We start from the raw sequence: 22,762 nt of genomic DNA, 5'->3' as shown, positions 1-22,762 counted from the left end.
CGTGCCGCTCACGAGAGCGTCGCGCTCATGGTCAGCGCCGTGGCCCGGCTCCCGTCGGGAAGGGGATAGTAGCCCTTGCGCTCGCCGACCCGCACGAAACCCGCCCGCTGATAGAGCTTGAGCGCGGGCGCGTTGCCCTCGTCCACCTCGAGATGGACCGTGCGCACGCCCCCGAAGGCCAAGGCGGTCAGGTGGTCGCGCAGCAGGCGGGTGCTGTGGCCGCCGCCCCGGGCCGAGGGCGCCAGGACGATGGTGAGGATCTCCGCCTCGTCCACGGCCTTGCGGGAGAGCACGAAGCCGAGCATCGAGCCGCCGCGCCACAGGGCATGCGCCTCCGTGGAGCGCTCGCAGAGCAACCGCTCGAACTCGTGGGCGGCCCAGGGCCGTGCGAAGGCGGTGGCGTGCAGCTTCTCCAGGGCGCGGGCCTGGCCGGCATCGCGCAGAGGGGCGACGAAGGGCGTGGCGCCCCAGGCGTCCCACCACGCCGACCACCAGTCGAGGGCCCAGAAGGGAGAGAGCGGCCGGTTCATGCCCGCGCGATCCTGGCGTGATCCTGCGGCCGGGCATCGGGCCCGCGCAGATAGAGGGGGCGCGGCAGGGCCTGCCCGGGATCGGCCACGAGACCGAGGGAGGCGACCCAGGCGATCTGGGGCGCGCCGGTCCCGGCAATCTCGACCGAGGCGCCCGCCGCCGTGGCCGCCGGAGCCAGCACCGCGGCGCCCGAGCCCGTCAGGATCACCCTGCGGGCGCCGAGCAGCCGGGCCGCCTCCTCGATGGGCAGATGGCGCGGGGGAATCACCACGCCCTCGCCGACGCTCATCGCCTGGAGATAGACGGCACCGTGGCGGGCATCGATCGCGGCCACGATCAGCGCCTCGCCGTTGAGGGCGAGCTGCGGCGCGAGCAGAGCCGAGAGCGTCGTGACGCCGACGACCGGAATGTGGGTGGCCAGCCCGATCGCCCGTGCCGCGGAGAGCCCGACCCTGAGACCGGTATAGCTGCCCGGGCCGACGGTGACGGCGACCCGCGACAGGCTCCCGAACCCGCCCTCGACCCGCGCCATCACCCGCTCGATCAGCGGCAGCAGGGCCTCGGCATGGCCGCGCGAGAGCGCCATCGATTCCTCGGCGAGGAGATCGTCGCTGGCATCGGTGGCCACGCAGGCGGCGCAGGCTTCGAGCGCCGTATCGATCGCTAGGATCCGCAAACCGTCCCCATCCTTCGGTGGCGGGCCGCGATGCCCACCCTTCGGACAGAGTTCTAAGCCGAAACGGCGGCCTCGTCAGCGCCGGGCCCGCCGGCCTCCCCAGGAAGCCGCGCGGGTGTTGCAGGGAGGCCAGCCCGGCTGGGGCCGGACGGCCCCGGATCAGATCGCCTGGACCTCGCGCACGGCGGGCAGGAAGTGGCGGAACAGGTTCTGCACGCCCTGGCGCAGGGTCGCGGTGGAGGACGGGCAGCCCGAGCAGGCGCCCTTCATCTCCAGATAGACGATCCCATCGCGGTAGCCGCGGAAGGTGATGTCGCCGCCGTCGCCCGCCACCGCCGGACGCACCCGCGTCTCCAGCAGGTCCTTGATGGTCGCGACCGTGTCGTGGTCGGCCTCGTCGTAGAACTCTTCCGTATCGTCCTCCTCCAACACCGCGTTGGCATCGAGAACCGGGCGGCCGGACTGGAAGTGGTCCATGATCGCCCCGAGCACCGCCGGCTTCACCTGCGGCCACTCGTTCACGCCGTCGGCCTTGGTGACCGAGATGAAGTCGTGCCCGAAATAGACCCCGGACACCCCGGGCACCGCGAAGAGCGCGGAGGCGAGCGGCGAGCGCTCGGCCCCCGTGGCATCGCGGGCCTCGAAGGTGCCCTCGGGCAGCACCACGCGGCCGGGCAGGAACTTGAGCGTGGCGGGGTTCGGGGTCGCTTCGGTCTGGATGAACATCGGAATCCTCGTGTCCGCTGGCGCCGGTTCAAGGCCGGCCGGGAACGGCGGAGGACCCTTGGGCCCGCCGCCGGTCTTCATGTGGACCGACGGGAACGGATTCTCAACCGCGACCGTCGAAGGCCGGGCGGTGACGCGGGCTCGGACGGGCGCGTGGGGCGCTCGGCCCGGGGCCCCTGCCCTCTCGGTCCGGCACCAGGCCGCGCCGATCCGCGACGGCGTTCGGCCGCCCCGGTCGCGAGCCCATCGACAAGACCGCCGACTTCGGCTAGACGGCCCGCCAACTCACAACAGGATGCCGAAATCCTGACGCCCGGCCCTTGCCGGACGGGCGCGACGGCCGGAGCTTTTCACATGAACGTCATCGAGCAGCTCGAGCGGGAAGAGATCGCCCGCCTCAACAAGACCATCCCGGATTTCGAGCCGGGCGACACCGTGATCGTCAACGTCCGCGTGAAGGAAGGCGAGCGCACCCGCGTCCAGGCCTATGAGGGCGTCTGCATCGCCCGCGCCGGCGGCAGCCTCAACGAAAACTTCACCGTCCGGAAGATCTCGTACGGTGAGGGCGTGGAGCGCGTCTTCCCGGTGCATTCGCCGATGATCGATTCGATCAAGGTGGTCCGCCGCGGCAAGGTCCGCCGCGCCAAGCTCTACTACCTGCGCGATCGCCGCGGGAAGTCGGCCCGTATCGTCGAGCGCACCGATCGCTCCGATAAGGCCAAGGCCGCCAAAGCTCCTGCCAAGGCCCCCGCCGCCGCCGAGTGATCGCGTCGGACGACGCGCCCGCCTCGGGCGGCAGCGCCCCTCAATCAAGCCCGTCCCGGATGGCCCGGGGCGGGTTTTTTTCTGGGGCCTCGGTCGGAGAGAGGGGCGACGACGATCGGCGCGTCCCGCCCCGAAACGCTTCCTCGGGCATCGCCGTCGATGCGATCGCGGACCGCGTCGCGCGACCGGTTCGATCCCCGCACGATGACGGCCGCCCTCCCGGTCCGGCGGCGCGGACGAAGTCAGATCTCGCCACGTGCGATCTCAGTGATCGTCCAGAACGACAGCTGAGGATGCCCGGTAACCTCTGCTGAACCACGCTTGACGGCGATGGGAAGGGGCGAAAGACTTTCTTCGCGCCCGTCGGGCAGTCATGCCCCCCAAGGTCCGTTCGAGTGGGAGGCCCTGTGGCGTTGCCGCCGCGGTGCGCGGGTTTCGCAGGGGAGCCCGGGAAACAGGCTTTGACGTGCGAACCGCTTGACGTTAGACCTCTCAGAAGAGAAGCAAGGATTGTGCCGAACGAGACACGGCTCTCGCACGAGCCGTGATTATCACACGCTCTCCGAGGGTTAGGCGTCCCCATGAGTCTGCTGCAACGGCTGGAGATGCGCCAGGGTCAAGCCCTGGTGATGACGCCGCAGCTTCTGCAGGCGATCAAGCTCCTGCAATTCTCCCAACTCGATCTGGCAGCCTATGTGGATGCCGAGCTGGAGCGCAATCCGCTCCTGGAGCGGGCCGAGGGCGAGACCGGGCCCGAGCGGGAGGCGCCGGAGCCTGCGGGCGAGGCCGAGTACGACGGCGGCGAGGCCCCGGAGCCGGAGGCGTGGCTCAACCAAGAGATGACGGGAAGCCGCAGCGAGATCGAGGGCGACCTCGATACGCGCCTCGACAACGTCTTCTCCGACGAGAACCCGACGCCCCGCGACCAGGGCAGCGGCGACATGCTCTCGCTGACCCCGGCGCCCTACGGCAATACCGGCGGCAGCTTCGACGGGGAGCTACCCGATTTCGAGGCGAGCCTCACCGCCGAGACCTCCCTGCGCGATCATCTGGCGGCGCAGCTCGACCTCGCCACCGCCTCGCCCTTCGATCGGCTCATCGGCAGCTTCCTGATCGATGCCGTGGACGATGCCGGTTATCTGCGCGAGTCGGTCGACGCCGTGGCCGAGCGGCTCGGCGCCCGGCTCGACGACGTGGCCCGGGTCCTGCGGCTCGTCCAGACCTTCGACCCGCCGGGCGTGGCCGCCCGCGACCTCGCCGAGTGCCTGGCGATCCAGCTGCGCGAGCAGGACCGGTTCGACCCGGCGATGCAGGCGCTGATCTCGCGCCTCGACCTCGTGGCCAAGCGCGATTTCCCCGCGCTCCGGCGCTTGTGCGGGGTGGACGACGAAGACCTCGTCGAGATGCTCTCGGAGATCCGCCGCCTCGATCCGAAGCCCGGCCGCGCCTTCGGGACCCACGCCGTCGAAGTGCTGGTCCCGGACGTCTTCGTGCGCGCGGCCCCCGACGGCTCCTGGCTGGTGGAGCTGAATTCCGAGGCGCTGCCGCGGGTTCTGGTGAACCAGACCTACTATGCCCGCGTCGCCAAGGGCGCGGCGGCCGACGGCGACAAGGCCTTCCTCTCGGAATGCCTGCAGACCGCGAACTGGCTCACCCGCAGCCTGGAGCAGCGCGCCCGCACCATCCTCAAGGTCGCCACCGAGATCGTGCGCCAGCAGGACGCCTTCTTCCTGCACGGCGTCGCTCATCTGCGCCCGCTCAACCTCAAGACCGTCGCCGAGGCGATCGGCATGCATGAATCGACCGTCTCGCGGGTGACCTCCAACAAGTCGATCGGCACCAGCCGCGGCACCCTCGAGATGAAGTACTTCTTCACTGCCGCGATCCCCGGCGCGGCGGGGGCGGCCTCCCATTCCTCCGAGGCCGTCCGGCACCGCATCAAACAACTCGTCGATGCGGAAGCCTCCGACGTGCTGTCCGACGACGCCCTGGTGCAGCGGTTGCGCGACGAGGGGGTCGACATCGCTCGCCGCACGGTGGCGAAGTATCGGGAGTCGCTGCGGATTCCATCCTCGATCGAGCGGCGGCGCTCACGGGCCGCCCAGGTCGGCCGCTAAGGGATCCCGTCCCGGAGATCGGTGCGCCGGTCGGCGTCGAATCCGCGCCTTCAGTCTGAGCGAAGCCCCGAGCCCGGCCGTGGCGGCGCGGGTAAAGATCGGCCGATCGCGTCAAGCGATGGCCCCGTGGCGACTCCCGGTTCGCGTTGACTTGCCCCGACCCCCTTTCTAACTCTGAATGCCTCGGGGATGATCGGAGACGTCGATGGCAGGTTTGCGGGTCACGGGGCACGGCCTCGATCTCGGGTCGGCCCTGCGAGGCCGGGTCGAAGACCGGATGGCGGCAACTCTCTCCAAGTATCTCGACCCGCACATGAACTCGACCTGCACCGGCCATGTCACCCTCCGCCGGGACGGGACCGCCTACCGGACCGATTGCGTGGTCCATCTCGCCACCGGGCTGACGCTCGAGGCCTCCGGCAACGCCCACGATCCCCATGCGAGCTTCGAGCAGACGGCGGACCGGCTGGAGAAACGCCTGCGCCGCTACAAGCACAAGCTCAAGGATCACGGTGCCGCGAGCCAGAACGGGGCCGAGATCGAGGCGGCCTACGCCGTCCTCGCCTCCCCCGTCGACGATGTGGACGAGGAGCCGGAGATCGAGGAGGAGGAAGGCACCCATCCTCCGGTCGTCGCCGAGAGCACCCGCACCCTGCGGCGCCAATCCGTCAGCGAGGCGGTGACCGCCCTCGACATGACCGGCGCCCCGGTGGTCGTTTTCGTTCACGCTGGCACCGGGCGCATCAACGTCGTATATCGGCGCAGCGATGGCGCGATCGGTTGGGTCGATCCTCCGGACGACCGCCCCTGAGGCGCGACCGGTATCGAAGCGCCCGAATCGGGGGGAGCGGGCCCGCCACCGGTCGCGGTGGCCGTGCCCGGAAAGCGCGGGTTCCAGGGATGAATCCCGCCGACAGGGCGTTTTGTCTTCATGCCGATCTTGGATTTTCTAAGTCCGGACGCCGTGGTCCCGGCGCTGCGCGCGCGGGACAAGAAGCACGTGCTTCAGGAACTGGCCGCCCATGCCGCCCGGCATCGGCCTGACCTGACCGAGCGCGAGGTTCTCGAGACCTTGATCCAGCGTGAGCGGCTCGGCTCCACCGGCATCGGCGACGGGGTGGCGATCCCGCACGGCAAGCTGGTGCAGCTCGACCGGCTGTTCGGACTGGTCGCCCGGCTGGAGAAGCCGGTGGATTTCGATGCCCTCGACGGCCAGCCTGTGGACGTGGCGTTCCTGCTGCTCGCCCCCGAGGATGCCGGGGCGGTTCACCTCAAGGCGCTTGCCCAGGTGGCGCGCCTGCTGCGTGAGCCCGGAATGCTGGAGCGCGTCCGCAGCGCCCGGGACGGAACGGCGCTCTACGCCCTGCTCGCCCATGGTCAGGCGACGAAGGCGGCCTGACATGCGTCCGTCCGTCCGCGCCGTCCTCGCCCTTGGGGCGAGCCTTTTCCCCACGCTCGCGGTCGCCCAAAGCGACGCGACCTGCGCCCGCGACGTGCTGGTCGCGACCTCGATGCAACGCCAAGCCATCGACCAGCTCGAGACGGCGGGCGATGACGATGCGAGCCGCTGCCGGGTCTGGCGCCGTCACGTCGATACCATGCGCCGGATCGCCGGCGTCTACGGACGCTGCCTGTCCGGACCGGAGCGCACCGAGCGCCTCGCGCAGGTTCAGACCCAGGAGAAGGAGTTCTCCGGCCTGCTGCGCAGCCGCTGCAAGGGACTCTGACCCGGGCGGCCCAGACACCCGGGGCTCCGACCCGTGAGGCTCAGGCCGTCTGCAGCCGGAGCTTCTCCTCAGGCGCGACATCGGCCTGCTGGGCCGACGGGGCGGTGCAGGTCTGATTGCGCCCGGCTTTTTTCGCCGCATAGAGGGCCGCATCCGCCCTCCGGTAGAGCCGCTCGGCCGTGTCCTCGCCGCCGTCGAGCCCGCTCGCGATCCCAATGCTCACCGTGACCGAACCGGCGTCGATCCCGGCCCGCGGGATCGACAGGGCCGAGACGGCCCGGTGCACCCGCTCGGCCACGGGCACGGCGCCATCCAGGTCGGTGTCCGGGAGAAGGATCGCGAATTCCTCGCCGCCGACTCGGCAGGCGAGATCCTCCGGCCGGTGCGCGCCGGCCCGCAGACTGCCGGCGAGCTTCCGCAGCACCGCGTCGCCCACCGCATGGCCGTGGTGATCGTTGATGCGCTTGAAATGGTCCGCATCGATCAGGAGCAGCGTCAGCGGCCGGCTGCTGCGCCGCGCCGCGTTGCTGGCCCGCGCGAACGCCTCGTCGAACCGCCGGCGGTTGGCCAGTCCGGTCAGGCTGTCGGTCCGGGACAGTCGGGCGAGCTCGGCCTGCATCGCGGCGCTGCGGCGTAACTCTCCCCCGAACAGGACGGACAGCGCGATCGTGAGGCCGCACAGGATCAGGACCGAAAGCCCGATCACCACCGCCTTGTTGCGCCACTCGGCCTCGATCTCGTGGATCGCGACCGCGACGTTCAGGACGAGGGGCAGGTCGGCGACCTGGGTGAAGGCGTTGTAGCGATCCACGCCGTCGCGCACCGACGCCCCGCGGAAATGCCCGCTGCGTCGGTCGCGGAAATGTCCGTAGGACGGGGTCTCGACGATGCTGCCGCCGATGTCGCCCTCGATCGCCGGGTGGCGCATGAGCCGCGTACCGTCGCGCAGGTACAGATTGATCGCGCTTCCGGGCCCGAGGCGGACGCGCTCGAACAGCCGGCTGAAATACGAGAGCTTGAGGCTGCCCAGAACGATCCCGCCGAACGAGCCGTCCGGCTTGTCGATGCGGCGACTCACCACGACCACCGGCACGCCCAGCAGCCGCGAGACGACCGGCCGACTCACGTACAACCCGAGATCGGACCGCCGCTTGTGGGCCTGGAAGTAGTCCCGGTCCGCGTTGTTGAGCTGGCGCGGCGGCAGGGCACCGGCGTCGATGACGACGTTCCCCGTCTCGTCGAGCACCAGGACCACGCCCATCTCCCGCGCGGTGACGGCGCGGTCGAACAGGAGGAGCTGGCGCAGCTCCGGACTGAGCGTCGAGAGCCCCGGCGCCTTGAGGTTGTCGACCACGGCGCGCAGCGAGAGGTCGATGATTTCGACGTTGCGGGCGATGTCCCCCTCGACCACCTGAAGCAGGCTGCCGGCGGACCGCTCCGCCTTCTCCCAGGCGTCGTGCCGCAGCTCGAGCAGCATCAGCGCGGAGAGCGCGAGCATGCCCAGCGGCGCCAGGATACCGAGGATGATCCAGGTTCGGGAGGAGCGGAGCCACCGCGCGAGGCGGAGCGGCGGGGACATCGCGATGGCGGCTCCGGTTGTATCGACGGGTCGCACTGTCGTCGGCGCCCCTTAACAAGGGCTTGTCCCCGCGCCGCGCCGACCCGGGTCATCCCCCGTACTCACATGGAGAATGCAATCTAGGGCTGTGTGTGGTGCGCCGCACGAGAACGTGATGGCGGCGTCAGGATTACGTGGCGGCGGCCGCGGAACTGGCCGGACGAAAACTGCTTACTGCTCGGCTACGCGGTCCGTTTCCGGATTCGATGGGCCCCACTTCAAGTTCTCTCACCGACGCCGGACCCGCCATCTTGCCGCGAGATTGCCGATGATTGCCGATACGCGCGCCCCTGCCGAGGTGGCCCCGACCCGCACCCCGTCCCTGAAGGCGCTGCGCGGCCTCGACGTGTTGAACTTCACCCTCGCCGATGTCCGCGACGGGCTCGGTCCCTACCTCGCCATCTACCTTCTGGCCGTGCGCGGCCCGGAGCAAGGCTGGAACGAGGCCACCATCGGTTACGTCATGACCATCGCGGGCGTCGCCGGCCTCATCGCCCAGACGCCCGCGGGCGCCCTGATCGACCGCAGCCGGAACAAGCGCGCCATCGTCATCGCGGCGGCCATCGCCGTCACCGTGAGCTGCCTCGCCCTCCCCTTCATCGCGAACTTCTTCCTCGTCACCGGCACCCAGGCCCTGGCGGCGGTCGCCGGCTCGATCTTCGCGCCCGCCCTGACCGGGATCACGCTGGGTATCGTCGGGCCGAAGCTGTTCTCGAAGCGGGTCGGCCGCAACGAGGGCTTCAACCATGCCGGCAACGCCGTCTCGGCCATGCTCGCCGGCGGCCTCGCCTACCTGTTCGGGCCGGTCGTCGTGTTCTGGCTGATGGGCCTGCTCGCCGCGCTCTCCATCGGCGCCATGCTGTTGGTGCCGGCCGAGGAGATCGACGACGATCTCGCCCGCGGCCTGGACTGCGCCGAGACCCAGGATTGCGACCAGCCGTCCGGCGTGAGCCTGCTCCTGCGCAACCGCCATCTCCTTCTGTTCGCTGTGCTCTGCGCCGCCTTCCACCTCGCCAACGCGGCGATGCTGCCCTCCGTCGGCCAGCTTCTCACGAAGGTGATCGGCAAGGATTACGCGACCTCGCTCATCGCCGTCTGCATCGTGGCCGCGCAATGCGTGATGGTCCCGGTGGCGATGTTCGTCGGCGCCAAGGCCGACACGATCGGGCGCAAGCCGATCTTCCTCGTTGCCTTCGGCGTGCTGGCCCTGCGCGGCGTGCTCTACACCGTCTCGGACAACCCCTATTACCTCGTGGCGGTGCAGTGCCTCGACGGCATCGGCGCCGGCATCTTCGGGGCCCTCTTCCCCATCGTCGTGGCCGATCTCACCCGCGGCACCGGACGCTTCAACGTCGCCCAGGGCGCGGTGGCGACCGCCCAGGGGCTCGGCGCGGCCTTCAGCGCGACGCTCGCCGGTATCATCATCGTCGGCGCGGGCTACTCGGCGGCCTTCCTCACCCTGGCGGCGGTCGCTGCGGCCGGGTTTGTCCTGTACCTCTTGTTCATGCCGGAGACCTACGGCTACGAACCGCGCCGGGCCGACACCCCGCCCAACGCGCCGCTGGCGGTGCCGGCGGAGTAGAGCCTCGTCCCCCGGGCGGCGGAGGCCGGCTCCCGGGCGATCGCGATCCGACCCATGACCCGCGAGCGCTTCGCCCAGGATTCGCGCGTGGATGACGCCCGCGCGCGACGCCGGGATGGTCGATGCACCGGTTTTGACCCCGTCCGGGAGACACGACGCCGATGGGTGCCCTGACCCTGAGCCCCAACCTCGCCACCTGGACGATCGCGGCGCTCGCGACGCTGGGCGTCATCGTCCGGCCGATGGGCTGGCCCGAGGCGGTCTGGGCCGTGCTGGGCGCCGGCGCCCTCGTGGCCCTCGGCCTCCTCTCGCCGAGCACCGCCTGGGAGGGCGTGCTCAAGGGGCTCGACGTCTACCTGTTCCTCGTCGGCATGATGCTGATGTCGGAGGTCGCCCGGAAGGAAGGCCTGTTCGACTGGCTGGCGAGCCGCGCCGTCCGGGCCGCGCGGGGTTCGTCCCACCGCTTGTTCACCCTCATCTACGCCGTGGGCACGCTGGTGACGGTGTTCCTGTCGAACGACGCCTGCGCGGTGGTGCTGACACCGGCCGTCTACGCCGCGGCCCGGGCGGCGCGGGTGAGGGATCCCCTGCCCTACCTCTTCGTCTGCGCCTTCATCGCCAATGCGGCGAGCTTCGTGCTGCCGATCTCGAACCCGGCCAACCTCGTCGTCTTCGCCGAGCACATGCCGCCGCTGACGCGCTGGCTGGCGATGTTCGCCCTGCCCTCCGCGCTGGCGATTCTCGCGACCTATGCGGTGCTGTGGGCGACCCAGCGGCGGACCCTCGACGCGGAGACCGTGGCGACCGACGTGGCGCCGGCCGCCCTGTCCCGAACCGGCGCGGTCGCGGGCTTCGGCATCGTCGCGACGGCGCTCGTCCTGATCGGCGCGTCGAGCTTCGGGCGCGATCTCGGCTTGCCGACCTTCGTCGCGGGCCTCGCCACGACCCTCCTCGTTCTGGCGCTGAAGCGCGGCGGCGCGGTCGAGGTCGTCCGGGACGTGTCGTGGAGCGTCCTGCCCCTCGTCGCCGGTTTGTTCGTGTTGGTCGAGGCCCTGGAGAAGACCGGCGTGCTCGCCCTCATCGCCGGGACGCTGGCGCGGGCCGCCGCCGCGGCGCCGACCGAGACCGCCTGGGGCGCCGGGACCCTGATCGCGCTCGCCTGCAACCTCGTGAACAACCTGCCGGCCGGGCTGATCGCGGGGGCGGCGGTGCAGGCGGCGCAAGGGGCCGGCACCCTGCCCGACACGGTGGCGGGCGCGGTGCTGATCGGCGTCGATCTCGGGCCGAACCTCTCGGTCACGGGCTCCCTGGCCACGATCCTCTGGCTCACCGCGATCCGCCGCGAGGGCCAGGATGTCGGCTTCTGGCGCTTCCTGCGGCTCGGCCTCGTCGTGATGCCGCCGGCTCTGGGGCTAGCGCTCGCCGGCCTCCTCCTCGTGCATTGAAGGCCGCGTCCGTGAACCCCGCCCTGCTCTATCCCTTCATCCTTGTCGCGGGCGTGCTCCAGGCCCTCGGCAACTCGATGAATGCGCAGCTGCGCGGCGCTCTGGTCAATCCGTGGCTCGCCGCGACCGTCTCCTTCGTGCCGATCACCCTGGTCTTCGCGACGCTGTTCCTCGTGATGCCGACGCCGCTGCCGACGGCCGAATCCCTCGCGGCGATGCCGTGGTACGCCCCCCTCGGCGGCGTGGCCGGGGCGGTCGCGGTGTTCGGCGGCCTCGCCTTCGTCGACAAGGTCGGGGCCGGCCCGTTCAACGGGCTCGTCATCACGGCCAACATCCTGACCTCGCTGGCGCTCGACGCGTTCGGCCTGTTCGGGCTCCAGGCGGCGGGGTTCAAGCCGCTGCCCTGGCTGGGCGGCGGGCTGATGCTGGCCGGCATCGTCCTGATCGCCCGCGCGAGTCCCGGCGAGAGCGCGGACCGCGACCACGGCCTCAACCCGCGGCTGCTCTATCCCTTCATCCTCGGCGCGGGCGCCCTCCAGGCGATCGGCGTGGTGTGGAACGCGCAGCTGCGCGGCGCGCTCGTGAACCCCTGGCTCGCCGCCCTGGTCTCGTTCCTGCCCGTCGTCTTCGCCTTCACCCTGCTCGTCCTGCTGCGGCCAAGCCCGCTGCCGGAGCGGGGCGACCTCGCCCGGATGCGCTGGTGGATGCCGCTCGCCGGTCTGACCGGGGCGGTGGCGGTCTTTGCCGGGCTCCTGTTCGTCGACACGGTCGGGGCGGGGGCCTTCAACGGGCTTCTGATCACCGCCAACCTCCTGACCTCGATCGCCCTCGACCATTTCGGCTGGCTGGGGATGCGCCAGGTCCGGGCCGGTCCGGCGCGGCTCGCCGGCGCCGGGCTGATGGGCGTGGGCATCCTCCTGATCTCGCTCGGCTAAAGCGCGCTCCGCCGAAGGGGATGCCGGTTCGGCTCAGAAGCGCGCGACAAAAGGAGAGGCTGAGAGCCGTGCTCACGGTTCACCGTGATGGGGCACGGCTCGAAGGGGGAAGCTCAGCGCTCCGGCGGGATCGAATAGGTGCCGGTGGCGTGGCAGACGATGTCCTCGGACCCGAGGCTCCGGATCGCCACCTCGCCGACGGCGAGCCGCCGCCCGAGCTTGAACAGGCGGCACTCGGCCACGAGGGTGCCGGGGCCGGGCCGACGCAGGAAGTTGAACGCGAGGTTCGTCGTCACGGCGAGCGCCACGGGACCGAGATTGGCCAGGATCGCGGCGTAGAGCGCGTAATCCGCCAGGGCCATCATGGCCGGGCCCGAGACCGTGCCGCCCGGGCGCAGGTGGCGCTCGTGGCCGTCGAGACGCATCCGGGCCGAGAGCGGTCCGACCGCCTCCAAGTGGTAGCTGCGCCCGCCCGCATGCATCTGCGGGAAGTCGCGATCGAGGAAGGCGATCGTCGCCTCGAGGGTCATCGCGGTGTCGCTCATGGGACGTCTTGCAGCACGGGCCGGCATGGCGGACAAGGGCTTCATGATCCCCACCCTCGACGGCGCCCCCGAGGGCATCGCCACCCGGCACGACCGCTACCCGGACGCGCAGATCCGGGAGATCCTGAGGGGCGCGCGCTCGGTCGCGATTGTGGGCGCCTCCGCCAATCCCGCCCGCCCGAGCTTCATCGTCTTCAAGTACCTGTCCGAGCGCGGCTACACGGTCACGGCGGTCAATCCCGGGCTCAGTGGCCAGAGCCTGCTCGGCCGCCCGGTGGTCGCCCGCCTCGCGGACCTGCCCGGCCCGGTCGACATGGTCGAGATCTTCCGCAATTCCGCCGCCGCCGGGCCGCTGGTCGACGAGGCGCTGGCGCTGCCGGTGCCGCCCAAGATCATCTGGATGCAGCTCGGCGTGCGCGACGACGCGGCGGCCGCGCGGGCGGAAGCCGCGGGCCTGACCGTCATCATGAACCGCTGTCCGAAAATCGAGTACGGGCGCCTGTCGGGCGAGATCGGCTGGACCGGCGTGAACTCCCGCATCCTCTCGGCCAAGAAGCCGCAGATGGCCCGGGGCGGCGTCCAGAAGCGGACCATCGATGCACCCTGAAATCGCCCGAACCGCGCAATTTTAGCGGCGCCGTCAGTCTCCTCTTCGCAAGCGCCTGCCATCCTCGGGAGGGTCCAAGGATGGTTTCAGATGTCGGATTTGGGTGAGCGGCGGACCGCACCGCGTCAGCGGATCGGCGAGACCGGTGCGGTGGCCATCGACGAGCACACCTCCCTCGGCTGCCTCGTGCACGACCTGTCCGCGACGGGGGTGCGCATCACGCTGCCGGATGCGGCCGCGATTCCCGAGATCTTCGTGCTGACGGCGCCCTGCCTCGACGCGGCCACGGTGTGCCACGTCGTCTGGCGCGGTGACGAGATGATCGGCGCCCAGTTCCAGGGGTGACCACTTCCCGGGGGTGAGGACACCCAAGCGTGATCCGAACCAAGGCGCGGGTTCGCGTTCGGGGCCGCGATCCCCAGTGCCGCACGCGGATCGAGGCGGTCCGCTTAACCCCAAAAAAAGCATCCCCCGCGATGCCGCCGCCGCCGCCCGGAAGGCGGTGGCCGATTTAATTGTTTCGCAATCGGCCGGTCACATCGTCGAGCCTTGCCCCGCGATCCCGCCTTGATCGTGATGCGGGCCAGATGGGGATGTGCCCGATGACCGTTCGGCCTCACTTCGACGGCGCGCAGCCGCTCCCGGGCTTCGCCGTGCCCCGCGGGCTCAAGGCGATCGCCGACGATCTCGGCTACTCGCCCGACTGGAACTGGAGCTGGGAGAACTACAAGCCGATGATCCTGGCGCTGGCCCGGGAACACGGCCTGCGCCAGCATCTCGAGATCGGCGGCGGGCGCGATCCGGTCTTCAGCCCCGCGGAACTCGCCGAGCACCGCATCGCGGTGACGATCAACGACCTGTCCCAGCGCGAGCTCGACCTCGCGCCGCCCGGCTTCGCCAAGCTCTGCTGCGACATCGCCGCGACCGACACGGTCCTCGCCACCGGCCGCGAGCGCTTCGACTTCGCCTATTGCCGGATGGTGATGGAGCACGTGCCGGACGTGACGCAGATGTGGCGCAACGTCCACGCCCTCCTGACGCCCGGCGGCGTCGCGCTCAGCTTCTTCCCGACCCTGTTCGCGCCCCCTTTCGCCGCCAACCAGATCATGCCCGAGCACCTCTCGCGGGCGGTGCTGCACCGGCTGTTCCCCGACCGGAGCGACGATGGCGACAACCCGAAATTTCCCGCCCACTACAATCTCTGCCGCGGCAGCGAGACGGTGATCGCCCCGGTGCTGCGGGAGATCGGTTTCCGCGAGGTCGTGGTGCTGCCGTTCTACGGCTACAGCTACTTCTGGAAGATCCCGGGCCTGAAGCAGGTCGATGCCGCCTTCACCCGGCTGGCCCGGGCGCGCGACTGGCGCACCTTCACGAGCTTCGCCTACGTCATCGCCCGCAAATAGGCTGCCGCCCGATGCCCATCATCGTCGTGGCGGACCACGCCCACATCAACGGCGGCCAGGCCAAGGTCGCCATCGAAAGCGCGCTCGGCCTCGCGGCGCGGGGGCGCACGGTGATCTTCCTCGCCGCCGTCGGACCCGCCGATCCCCGGCTGGCGCAAGCCGGCGTCGAGACGGTGGTCCTCGGGCAGACCGACGTGACGCTCACGTCCTCGCTGGCCCGGTTCGGGGTACAGTGGCTGTGGAACCAGCGCGCCGCGGCCGCCCTCGGCGAACTCCTGGAGCGGCACGATCCCGCCGACACGATCGTCCACGTCCATGCCTGGGCCAAGGCGCTCTCGCCCTCGATCGGCCCGGTGCTCGCCGCGAGCCGCGCGCCGGTCGTGTTCACGATGCACGAATACTACCTCGCCTGCCCCAATGGCGGGTTTTACGACTACCCGGTCTCGGCCGCCTGCCACCGAGCCCCGGTCTCGATGGCCTGCCTCGCGCACAATTGCGATTCCCGCGGCTACGCCCGCAAGCTCATGCGGGTCGGCCGCCACGTGCTGATGCGCAACACCGGGATGATCGACAACCTCGCGGCGGTCATCACCATCAGCCAACTGCAGCGCGAGGCGCTGAGCCCGCACATGCCCGCCGACACCCGCTGGTACGACCTGTCGAACCCGATCGACGCCGAGCCGCTCGGGCCCAAGCCCGACGGCGCATCGGGGGCCTTCGTCTTCGTCGGGCGGCTCTCGGCGGAAAAGGGGGCCGGCCTGTTCGCCGCGGCGGCCCGGCGCGCGGGCCAGCGCGCGGTCTTCGTCGGCGACGGGCCGCAGCGGGCCGAGCTGGAAGCCGCCTATCCGGAGGCCGCCTTCCTCGGCTGGCACGATCCGGCGGGGGTCAAGAGCGCGCTGCGCGCCGCCCGCGCCCTCGTCTTCCCCTCCGTCTGGTACGAGGGTCAGCCCCTCACGGTGCTCGAATCCCTCGCCATGGGCACGCCGGTGATCGTCAGCGACATCTGCGCCGGCCGGGAGGCCGTGGCGGACGGCGTCAGCGGACTGTGGTTCCGCTCCGGCGATGCGGCCTCCCTCGCTGCGGCGATGACGCGGCTCTGCGACGATGCCACCGCCCGCGCCATGAGCCGGGCCGCCTACGATCGGTTCTGGGCCGATCCCCTGACTCTCGACCGGCATCTCGACCGCCTGGAGGGTGTCTACCGGGACGTGGCGGCCCGGAGCATCGCCGGTACCGCGGCGGAGGGCGCGCGGCTCGACCGGGCGGCGATGCAGCATTGAGGGGATCGCGGGGGCGATCCCGCGATCCGGAGCCCGCCCAGCGCCCCTCATGGTGGGCCGGGAACGGTCGCCCCGACGCGTAAGGGCGAGCGGAGATCGCGCACCCGGCGATCGCCCCATCAAAACCAATCTCCGGGTTCAAGACGCCCTCAAGACCCCGCAGCCGCAACTCCCCGAACGCCGAGCCCCGCGAGCACCTCACCCATGGCGGTCATCGCAGCCTACGTGGTCAACGCGGTCCTGAACCTCGCGCTCGGGCTGTTGCTGGCGCAGATCCTCGGGCCGGCGGATTTCGGTCGCTTCGCCCTCGGCCTCGCCGGCTCGGTCGTGCTGACGACCCTGTTCTTCGAGTGGCTGCGCCTCTCGGCGACGCGGTTCTACTCGGAGCGCGTGCGGGGTGAGGAGCCGTGGATCCGCGCCGTGCTCGATCGCGCCTACGCGACCACGGCCCTGTGCCTCGTCGCGGCGGCCCTGCTCTGCCTCGCCGGGCGGCCGCTCGCCGGCCCGCCCGCGACCTTGGCCGCGGCCGCCGTCGCGACCGCCGTCGGGATCGGCCTGTTCGACTACCAGACGACGTTGGCCCGCGCCCGCTTCATCGGCCACCTCTATCTCAAGCTCATCCTCGTGAAGAGCGGCTTCGCCCTCGTCTTCACGGTCGCGACCGCCTGGGTGACAGGCGACGCCACCGCCGTGATCGCCGCAGCGGGAGTGAGCCAGTTCCTCGCCGCACTTCTCATCCATCGCGGATTGACCGATCCGCGCCATCGTCCGGCCGCCGAGCACGGGCGGGCCTGGCTGCGGACCTTCGTGGCCTATGGCCTGCCGCTGATCGCTGCCAACGTCGTCTATCAGCTCATGCCCTTCGCCAATCGCAGCGCCATCGCGGCGGTCGGCGGCTTCGCCGAATCCGGCTACTTCTCGCTCGCCTCCGACATCGGCACCCGCATCTTCGGCACCCTCGGGGCCGCCCTCGACGTGCTCCTGTTCCAGCTCGCGGTGCGGGCGGAGGAGGAAGGCGGCCGGGCCGAGGGCGAACGCCAGGTCGCCCGCAACGTCGCGGTGGTGGCGGCCCTGATCCTGCCGAGCGCCGCCGGCTTCTGGGCGGTGCTGCCCGCGGTCGAGGCCATCGCGGTGCCCGAGGCGTTCCGCGGCCATTTCGGCGCCTATCTGCTGCCGATGCTGCCGGGCCTCGTCGCCTTCGCCGCCATGAACTACGCCCTCAACCCGATCTTCCAGATCCGCCGCCGCACCGTTCCGGTGATCGCCGCCGCCTTGCTCGGTGCCGCGGTCAACCTCGTCGCGCTGCTGGCGCTCGCCACGCCGCTCGGCCCCGTCGGGATCGCGGTGGCGCAGACCCTGGGCTTCCTCGCGGCCTTCGGCTTCCTCGCCCTGCGCGCGCTGTCCGGTCCCGGGCGGCTGCACCTCCCCTGGCGCGACCTCGCGGCGGCCACGCTCGCCACCCTCGCGATGCTCGCGGTGGTGTGGCCCCTGCGCGGGCTCCCGCCCTGGCTCGCCCTCTCCGCCTGCATCGGGTCGGGGGTGACGATCTATGGCGGGTTCGTCTGGCTCCTCGACATCGCCGGTTTGCGCAGCGCGATCCTCGAGCGGGTTCGCCCGAACCTGCCCGCGGCGGCGGAGTAGCCCCGCTTGCAACCCGGGCCCGATCCGGGCTTTTAGTCCCGGACAGGGGCCGCCGAACAAGGCCCGTCCGGGACGGAAACGCGCAGCATGACCACATACGCGCCGGCGAGCGAGGCGGAGGCGGCGGCGATCGTCGCGCAGGCCGCCGGACGATCCGAGCGGCTGCGCCTCGTCGGCGGGAACACCAAGGCCGCGCTCGGCCGCCCGCCCCAGGACGAGGCGACCCTGGCGAGCACCGGCATGACCGGCATCACCCTCTACGAGCCCGCCGAGATGGTGGTGGCGGCCCGCGCCGGCACGCCGCTCGCCGAGGTCGAGGCCTTGCTCGCCGGGCGTGGCCAGATGCTGCCGTTCGAGCCCGCCGACCACCGCACGCTGCTTGCCTCCACCGGCGCGCCGACCTTCGGCGCCGTGGCGGCGGCCAACAATTCCGGGCCGCGCCGGATCAATGCGGGCGCGGCCCGCGACAGCTTGATCGGCGTGCGCTTCGTCAACGGCCGCGGTCAGCCGATCAAGTCCGGTGGGCGGGTGATGAAGAACGTCACCGGCCTCGACCTCGTGAAGCTGATGGCGGGCTCCTGGGGCACGCTCGGATTGCTGACCGAGGTGACCTTCAAGGTCCTGCCCGTGCCCGAGCGGGTCGCGACCCTCGTCCTGCCCGGCCTCTCCGACGCGGCGGCCGTGGCGGCCTTGTCCGAGGCGCTCGGCTCGCCCTTCGAATTGACCGGGGCCGCCCATCTCCCGGCCGGCCTCGCCGGGTCGGAGGCGCGCACGCTGCTGCGGATCGAGGGCTTCTCGAAATCCATCGATTACCGCCTGGGCGAGCTGCGCCGCCTGCTCCGCCGCCGCGGCGAGGCGGGGATCCTTGAGGGCGAGGAGGGCGCTGCCCTGTGGCGCACGGTCCGCGACGCCTCGTGCCTCGCGCAGCCCGCCGGGACGGCGGTCTGGCGCATCTCCACCGTCCCGGCCTGCGGCCCCGCGGTGACCGCCGCGGTGGCGCAGGCGCGCGCCGCGCGCTGGTTCTACGATTGGGGCGGCGGCCTGATCTGGCTCGCCACCGACGCCTCCGAGGATGGCGGCGCCGCCGCGATCCGCGCCGCTGTCCGGGCCTCCGGGAGCGGGCATGCCACGCTGGTGCGCGGGCCGGAGACCCTGCGGGCCGCTGTGCCGGTCTTCGAGCCCCTGCCCGAGGCCCTCATGCGGATGACGGCGGGCATCAAGGCGGCCCACGACCCCGCCGGCATCTTCAATCCGGGGCGGATGTATGCCGGCCTCTGACGGAGGGCGTCGATGCTGACCCTCGCCCTCGCCGCCGGGCTGCTCGCCGTCCTGGTCGGGATGGTGGTGTGGCAGCGCCAACTTACGCTCCTCATGACGCTGGCGAGCCTGCTCGCCGGAGGCCTGCTCTTGATCTGGATGCAGGCCATGGGCCTCCTGCCCGGCACGCAGGGCCCCCTGGCCGATCGGCGGCCGCACACCCTCCAGGAACCGCTGCGCTGAGGGCGGCCCCAGGGAACCTCTGCGGCACTGGCGCGTCTGCCGCGAAGAGAGCGGCGTCCCGCCGCGCCGACCTGGACCGGAATCCTCCCGTGCGCAGTCTCCTCATCCTCGTCGTTCTCCTCGCGGGCGGTTTCGTGCTGACCGCGATGTACGTCGCCCCGAACCAGCCCGAACTGCGCAGCTGGTACGAGACCAATGCCTGCCCGCATCTGGACAAGATCAGCCCGCAGATCTGTGGGCCGCTCCGCGCCGCCAAGGGCGGCGGCAAGGGCAGTGAACCGACCTGAGACTCCGTTGCGCCGTTTCATCGACTGGTTCTTCCGTGATCGGCGCACCGGCGCGATCGTGATCGGCCAATGGCCGAACGCGCCGCTCTGGATCTTCGCGGCGGCCTCGCTCGCGGAGGTCGTCCTCGGTGCGGTGGCTCCGGGCTTGCCGCCCTGGCTCTTCGCCGGCCTGCGCCTCGCCGCGCTCGGCGCCCTCGCCTACTGGGCGGTCGACGAGATGCTGCGCGGCGTCAATCCGTGGCGGCGCGTCCTCGGGGCGGCGGTCCTGATCGGTCTCGTCCTGAGCTTCGTGGTGCGCTCATGAGCGCGCCCGACCCCTACGATCTCCTGGTCATCGGCGGGGGCATCAATGGGGCGGGCATCGCCCGGGACGCGGCCGGGCGCGGCCTCAAGGTGCTCCTGTGCGAGCGCGGCGACTTGGCCGAACACACCTCCTCCGCCTCGACCAAGCTGATCCATGGAGGCCTGCGCTACCTCGAACGCTACGAGTTCCGGCTCGTGCGCGAGGCCCTCGCCGAGCGCGAGCGCCTGATGCGACTCGCCCCCCACATCATCTGGCCGTTGCGCTTCGTGCTGCCCCACGATTCCGGCCTGCGCCCGGCCTGGATGCTGCGGCTCGGCCTGTTCCTTTACGATCATCTCACCCGGCTGCGGGCGCTGCCGGGTTCGCAGGCCCTGCGCCTGACACCCGACGGCCTCGGGGCCCCGCTCCAGCCGCGCCTGACCCGCGGCTTCGCCTATTCGGATTGCTGGGTCGAGGACAGCCGCCTCGTCGTCCTCAACGCCCTCGACGCCGCCGAGCGCGGGGCCCGGATCCGTACCCGCACGGCGGTCGAGGCGGCCCGGCGCGAGGGGGGCGCCTGGACGGCGACCCTACACGATGGCGAGACCGGCCGGCGCGAGCGCGTGCGGGCCCGGATCATCGTCAACGCCGCCGGCCCCTGGGTCGCCCAGACCTTGTCCCGGGCGCTCTCCATCGAGGCCCGTCCGCAGGTGCGGCTCGTCAAGGGAAGCCACATCGTCACCCGCCGCCTCTACGCGGGCGATCATGCCTACATCCTGCAGCAGCCCGATCGGCGCATCGTCTTCGCGATTCCCTACGAGCGCGACTTCACCCTGATCGGCACCACCGACGTCCCCCATGACGGCGGACCGGGCCCGGTCTCCATCTCGGCGGAGGAGACCCGCTACCTTTGCGCCTGCATCAACCGCTCCTTCGCGCGGGCGATCGGCCCGGACGACGTGGTCTGGAGCTATTCGGGCGTGCGCCCGCTCTACGACGATGCGGCGCAGAGCGCGTCCGCGGTGACCCGCGACTACGTGCTCGACCTCGACGCGGACGGGCCCCCCGTACTCTCGGTGTTTGGCGGCAAGATCACGACCTATCGGCGGCTCGCCGAGCACGCCCTGGAACGGCTGCACCCGCACCTGCCCGGCCTCGCGCGTGCCTGGACCGCCGACGCCGCTCTGCCCGGCGGCGACGTGGCGGGCGGGGATTTCGAGGCGTTCCTCCGAGACCTGTCGGCGCGGCGCCCGTTCCTGCCCGAGGGGCTCGCCCGCCGCCTCGCCCGGGCCTACGGCACCCGCGTCGATCGGCTTCTCGGCGATGCCCGGACCCTGGCGGATCTCGGCGAGCCTTTTGAGGGCGGACTCACCGCCCGCGAGGTGGCCTACCTCGTGCGCGCGGAATGGGCGCGCTCCCCCGACGACATCCTCTGGCGCCGCTCGAAGCTCGGTCTGCGCACCGGCCGCGAGGGCGTCGCCCGTCTCGCCCGCCATCTCGCCACGGAGATGGCCGCCGCGCCTTGAAGGCGGGCGGAGGCGTCAGCGCCCGTAGACATCCTCGACGCGGATGATGTCGTCCTCGCCGGTATAGGAGCCGACCTGGACCTCGATCAGCTCCAGGGGGATTTTTCCGGGATTGGTGAGCCGGTGCAGCGAGCCGATCGGCAGGTAGACCGCTTCGTTCTCGTGGACGAGGATCACCTGATCGTTCAGCGTCACCTCGGCGGTGCCCTTCACGACGACCCAATGCTCGGCCCGGTGGAAATGCTTCTGCAGGGACAGCCGTCCGCCCGGCGTCACCATGATCCGCTTCACCTGGAAGCGCTCACCGATGTCGATGCGCTGATACCAGCCCCAGGGCCGGTACATGCGGCGATGGCTATCAGCCTCCGGATGGGCCTTCTCCCGCAGCAGGCCGACGAGGTCCTTGACCTGACCGGACCGCGCCTTGGACGAGACCAGCACCGCGTCGGGGGTCGCCACCACCACCACGTCGTCGAGCCCGACCACGGTGGTGAGGCCCTCGCTCTCGCTGTGGACGAGGCTGCCCGTGGTCTCCACGAGCTCGACCCGCCCGCGGATGGCGTTGCCGCGGGCGTCGTGCGGGAGCACCTGCCAGACGGCGTCCCAGGTGCCGACATCCGACCACGCGAAGGCGACGCTGAGCACGCCCGCCCGCTCCGTCCGCTCCATCACGGCGTAATCGATCGAGGTCCGGGGGGCCCGGGCGAAGGCCTCGGCATCGAGGCGCACGAAGTCGAGATCGGTGCTCGATCCCTCCAGCGCGCCGCGGGCCGCCTCCAGGATCGCAGGGGCGTAGGCTTCGAGTTCGGCGATCATCACGTCGGCGCGGAACAGGAAGTAGCCTGAGTTCCACAGGGCGCCCTCGGCGATCAGGCGCTCGGCGCCGGCCGCGTCGGGCTTCTCGACGAAGCGCTCGACCCGGTGCACGCCCGGCGCGTCCGGCACCGGCGCGCCGGGGCGGATATAGCCGTAATCGGTGGCGGGCCGGGTCGGCGCGATGCCGAGCGTCATGATCTGGCCGAGCCGGGCTCCGGCGGCGGCACGGCGCGCCGCCTCGGTGAAGGCGGCAGCATCCTCGATGACGTGGTCGGCGGCCAGGACCAGCACCACCGTGTCGGGGCCCTGCCGGGCGGCGTGCAGCGCGGCGACCGCGACCGCGGCGGCGGAGTCGCGCCGGGCCGGCTCCAGCAGGATGTCCGCGGCGATGCCGGCCTGGGCGAGCTGCTCGGCGACGATGAAGCGGGCCTCGCTCGAGGCGATCACCGTGGGCCGACCGAAGACCGCGGCGTCGGCGACGCGGCGGGCGGTGGCTTGGAAGGTCGAGGCGTTCGGGTCGACCAGGGGCGTGAACTGCTTGGGCATGCTCTCGCGGGAGGCCGGCCACAGCCGTGTCCCCGCGCCGCCGCACAGGATCACAGGGAGAATCCGGCCCCCGTCGGACATCGCGCCACCCCTCTCGCCCCGTCGGCCGCGCCGGACCGCGCTTCCGCCGCGGCGCGGCGGGCGGGAAGCGAAATCGAGGCGTCGAGCCGAGCCTCCGCGGCCACGGGCCGCCCGCCCCCGGTGCA

The 22,762-nt window shown here is 71.4% G+C and carries 24 protein-coding genes; 18 read left to right on the top strand and 6 right to left on the bottom strand.

What is annotated here, in order from left to right; translation table 11 throughout:
* Nucleotides 1–8: 8 nt before the first annotated feature.
* From LW587_RS05620 to LW587_RS05610, 3 genes are all read right to left on the bottom strand, one after another.
* Entirely contained in the window at nt 9–530 is a 522-nt protein-coding gene (locus tag LW587_RS05620) for a GNAT family N-acetyltransferase (RefSeq protein ID WP_232628614.1), read from the bottom strand.
* The gene (gene tsaB, locus LW587_RS05615) at nt 527–1,207 is read right to left on the bottom strand and encodes a tRNA (adenosine(37)-N6)-threonylcarbamoyltransferase complex dimerization subunit type 1 TsaB (protein WP_232628613.1); all 681 of its coding nucleotides are present in this window, start codon (nt 1,205–1,207) and stop codon (nt 527–529) included. Before tsaB ends, LW587_RS05620 begins: the two co-directional genes overlap by 4 nt.
* Before the next feature lie 159 nt (nt 1,208–1,366).
* Nucleotides 1,367–1,933: a NifU family protein gene (locus tag LW587_RS05610; protein WP_232628612.1), complete on the bottom strand. Its 567-nt coding sequence runs from the start codon at nt 1,931–1,933 to the stop codon at nt 1,367–1,369.
* Between the two features lie 354 nt (nt 1,934–2,287).
* Here LW587_RS05610 and rplS point away from each other — a divergent pair, with 354 nt between their 5' ends.
* The 5 genes from rplS to LW587_RS05585 all read left to right on the top strand — a co-directional run bounded on the left by rplS (nt 2,288) and on the right by LW587_RS05585 (nt 6,542).
* Nucleotides 2,288–2,698: a 50S ribosomal protein L19 gene (gene rplS / locus LW587_RS05605; protein WP_232628611.1), complete on the top strand. Its 411-nt coding sequence runs from the start codon at nt 2,288–2,290 to the stop codon at nt 2,696–2,698.
* A gap of 581 nt (nt 2,699–3,279) precedes the next feature.
* Nucleotides 3,280–4,815: an RNA polymerase factor sigma-54 gene (gene rpoN, locus LW587_RS05600; protein WP_232628610.1), complete on the top strand. Its 1,536-nt coding sequence runs from the start codon at nt 3,280–3,282 to the stop codon at nt 4,813–4,815.
* Nucleotides 4,816–5,020: 205 nt separating this feature from the next.
* Nucleotides 5,021–5,626, top strand: coding sequence for a ribosome hibernation-promoting factor, HPF/YfiA family (hpf, locus tag LW587_RS05595; RefSeq protein WP_232628609.1), 606 nt, complete (start codon nt 5,021–5,023; stop codon nt 5,624–5,626).
* Nucleotides 5,627–5,746: 120 nt separating this feature from the next.
* Nucleotides 5,747–6,214, top strand: a complete 468-nt coding sequence (gene ptsN / locus LW587_RS05590) for a PTS IIA-like nitrogen regulatory protein PtsN (RefSeq protein WP_232628608.1) — start codon at nt 5,747–5,749, stop codon at nt 6,212–6,214.
* A 1-nt stretch (nt 6,215) separates the two neighbouring features.
* Nucleotides 6,216–6,542 (top strand): hypothetical protein, encoded by a 327-nt coding sequence (locus tag LW587_RS05585; RefSeq protein ID WP_232628607.1) that lies wholly within the window; start codon nt 6,216–6,218, stop codon nt 6,540–6,542.
* Nucleotides 6,543–6,582: 40 nt separating this feature from the next.
* Here LW587_RS05585 and LW587_RS05580 read toward each other — a convergent pair whose 3' ends face one another.
* Nucleotides 6,583–8,121 carry a sensor domain-containing diguanylate cyclase gene (locus LW587_RS05580; protein ID WP_232628606.1) on the bottom strand — a complete coding sequence of 513 codons (1,539 nt, stop codon included), beginning with the start codon at nt 8,119–8,121 and terminating at the stop codon, nt 6,583–6,585.
* Between the two features lie 307 nt (nt 8,122–8,428).
* On the opposite strand from LW587_RS05580, the gene LW587_RS05575 reads away from it, so the two are divergent.
* The 3 genes from LW587_RS05575 to LW587_RS05565 all read left to right on the top strand — a co-directional run bounded on the left by LW587_RS05575 (nt 8,429) and on the right by LW587_RS05565 (nt 12,122).
* On the top strand, nt 8,429–9,742 hold the full coding sequence (locus LW587_RS05575) for an MFS transporter (RefSeq protein WP_232628605.1): 1,314 nt from the start codon (nt 8,429–8,431) through the stop codon (nt 9,740–9,742).
* Nucleotides 9,743–9,903: 161 nt separating this feature from the next.
* Nucleotides 9,904–11,187, top strand: a complete 1,284-nt coding sequence (locus LW587_RS05570) for an arsenic transporter (RefSeq protein WP_232628604.1) — start codon at nt 9,904–9,906, stop codon at nt 11,185–11,187.
* A gap of 11 nt (nt 11,188–11,198) precedes the next feature.
* On the top strand, nt 11,199–12,122 hold the full coding sequence (locus LW587_RS05565; protein WP_232628603.1) for a DMT family transporter: 924 nt from the start codon (nt 11,199–11,201) through the stop codon (nt 12,120–12,122).
* A 113-nt stretch (nt 12,123–12,235) separates the two neighbouring features.
* Here LW587_RS05565 and LW587_RS05560 read toward each other — a convergent pair whose 3' ends face one another.
* A complete protein-coding gene (locus LW587_RS05560) occupies nt 12,236–12,667 on the bottom strand; it encodes a PaaI family thioesterase (protein WP_232628602.1) in 432 nt (143 codons plus the stop codon).
* Nucleotides 12,668–12,710: 43 nt separating this feature from the next.
* On the opposite strand from LW587_RS05560, the gene LW587_RS05555 reads away from it, so the two are divergent.
* The 10 genes from LW587_RS05555 to glpD all read left to right on the top strand — a co-directional run bounded on the left by LW587_RS05555 (nt 12,711) and on the right by glpD (nt 21,194).
* Entirely contained in the window at nt 12,711–13,274 is a 564-nt protein-coding gene (locus tag LW587_RS05555; protein WP_232628662.1) for a CoA-binding protein, read from the top strand.
* A gap of 90 nt (nt 13,275–13,364) precedes the next feature.
* Nucleotides 13,365–13,619, top strand: a complete 255-nt coding sequence (locus LW587_RS05550; protein WP_232628601.1) for a PilZ domain-containing protein — start codon at nt 13,365–13,367, stop codon at nt 13,617–13,619.
* 257 nt (nt 13,620–13,876) lie between these two features.
* Nucleotides 13,877–14,677: a class I SAM-dependent methyltransferase gene (locus LW587_RS05545; protein WP_232628600.1), complete on the top strand. Its 801-nt coding sequence runs from the start codon at nt 13,877–13,879 to the stop codon at nt 14,675–14,677.
* Between the two features lie 11 nt (nt 14,678–14,688).
* Complete coding sequence (locus tag LW587_RS05540) at nt 14,689–15,957, top strand: glycosyltransferase family 4 protein (RefSeq protein WP_232628599.1); 1,269 nt, start codon at nt 14,689–14,691, stop codon at nt 15,955–15,957.
* A 204-nt stretch (nt 15,958–16,161) separates the two neighbouring features.
* Nucleotides 16,162–17,598, top strand: a complete 1,437-nt coding sequence (locus LW587_RS05535) for a lipopolysaccharide biosynthesis protein (protein ID WP_232628598.1) — start codon at nt 16,162–16,164, stop codon at nt 17,596–17,598.
* Nucleotides 17,599–17,685: 87 nt separating this feature from the next.
* Nucleotides 17,686–18,876, top strand: a complete 1,191-nt coding sequence (locus LW587_RS05530) for an FAD-binding protein (RefSeq protein ID WP_232628597.1) — start codon at nt 17,686–17,688, stop codon at nt 18,874–18,876.
* Nucleotides 18,877–18,888: 12 nt separating this feature from the next.
* Nucleotides 18,889–19,098 (top strand): hypothetical protein, encoded by a 210-nt coding sequence (locus LW587_RS05525; RefSeq protein ID WP_232628596.1) that lies wholly within the window; start codon nt 18,889–18,891, stop codon nt 19,096–19,098.
* A gap of 89 nt (nt 19,099–19,187) precedes the next feature.
* Complete coding sequence (locus LW587_RS05520; protein WP_232628595.1) at nt 19,188–19,385, top strand: DUF3426 domain-containing protein; 198 nt, start codon at nt 19,188–19,190, stop codon at nt 19,383–19,385.
* A gap of 7 nt (nt 19,386–19,392) precedes the next feature.
* Entirely contained in the window at nt 19,393–19,689 is a 297-nt protein-coding gene (locus tag LW587_RS05515) for a hypothetical protein (RefSeq protein ID WP_232628594.1), read from the top strand.
* Nucleotides 19,686–21,194 carry a glycerol-3-phosphate dehydrogenase gene (glpD, locus tag LW587_RS05510; protein WP_232628593.1) on the top strand — a complete coding sequence of 503 codons (1,509 nt, stop codon included), beginning with the start codon at nt 19,686–19,688 and terminating at the stop codon, nt 21,192–21,194. Before LW587_RS05515 ends, glpD begins: the two co-directional genes overlap by 4 nt.
* Nucleotides 21,195–21,209: 15 nt before the next feature.
* On the opposite strand, the gene LW587_RS05505 is transcribed toward glpD, so the two are convergent.
* Complete coding sequence (locus LW587_RS05505) at nt 21,210–22,637, bottom strand: mannose-1-phosphate guanylyltransferase/mannose-6-phosphate isomerase (protein ID WP_232628592.1); 1,428 nt, start codon at nt 22,635–22,637, stop codon at nt 21,210–21,212.
* Nucleotides 22,638–22,762: the final 125 nt, after the last annotated feature.

It is taken from the genome of Methylobacterium sp. Leaf118, from assembly GCF_920984675.1.
Classification (GTDB): Bacteria; Pseudomonadota; Alphaproteobacteria; order Rhizobiales; family Beijerinckiaceae; genus Methylobacterium.
Note: the sequence above shows the minus strand (reverse complement) of the source record. Positions and strands in the feature narration are given on the sequence as shown.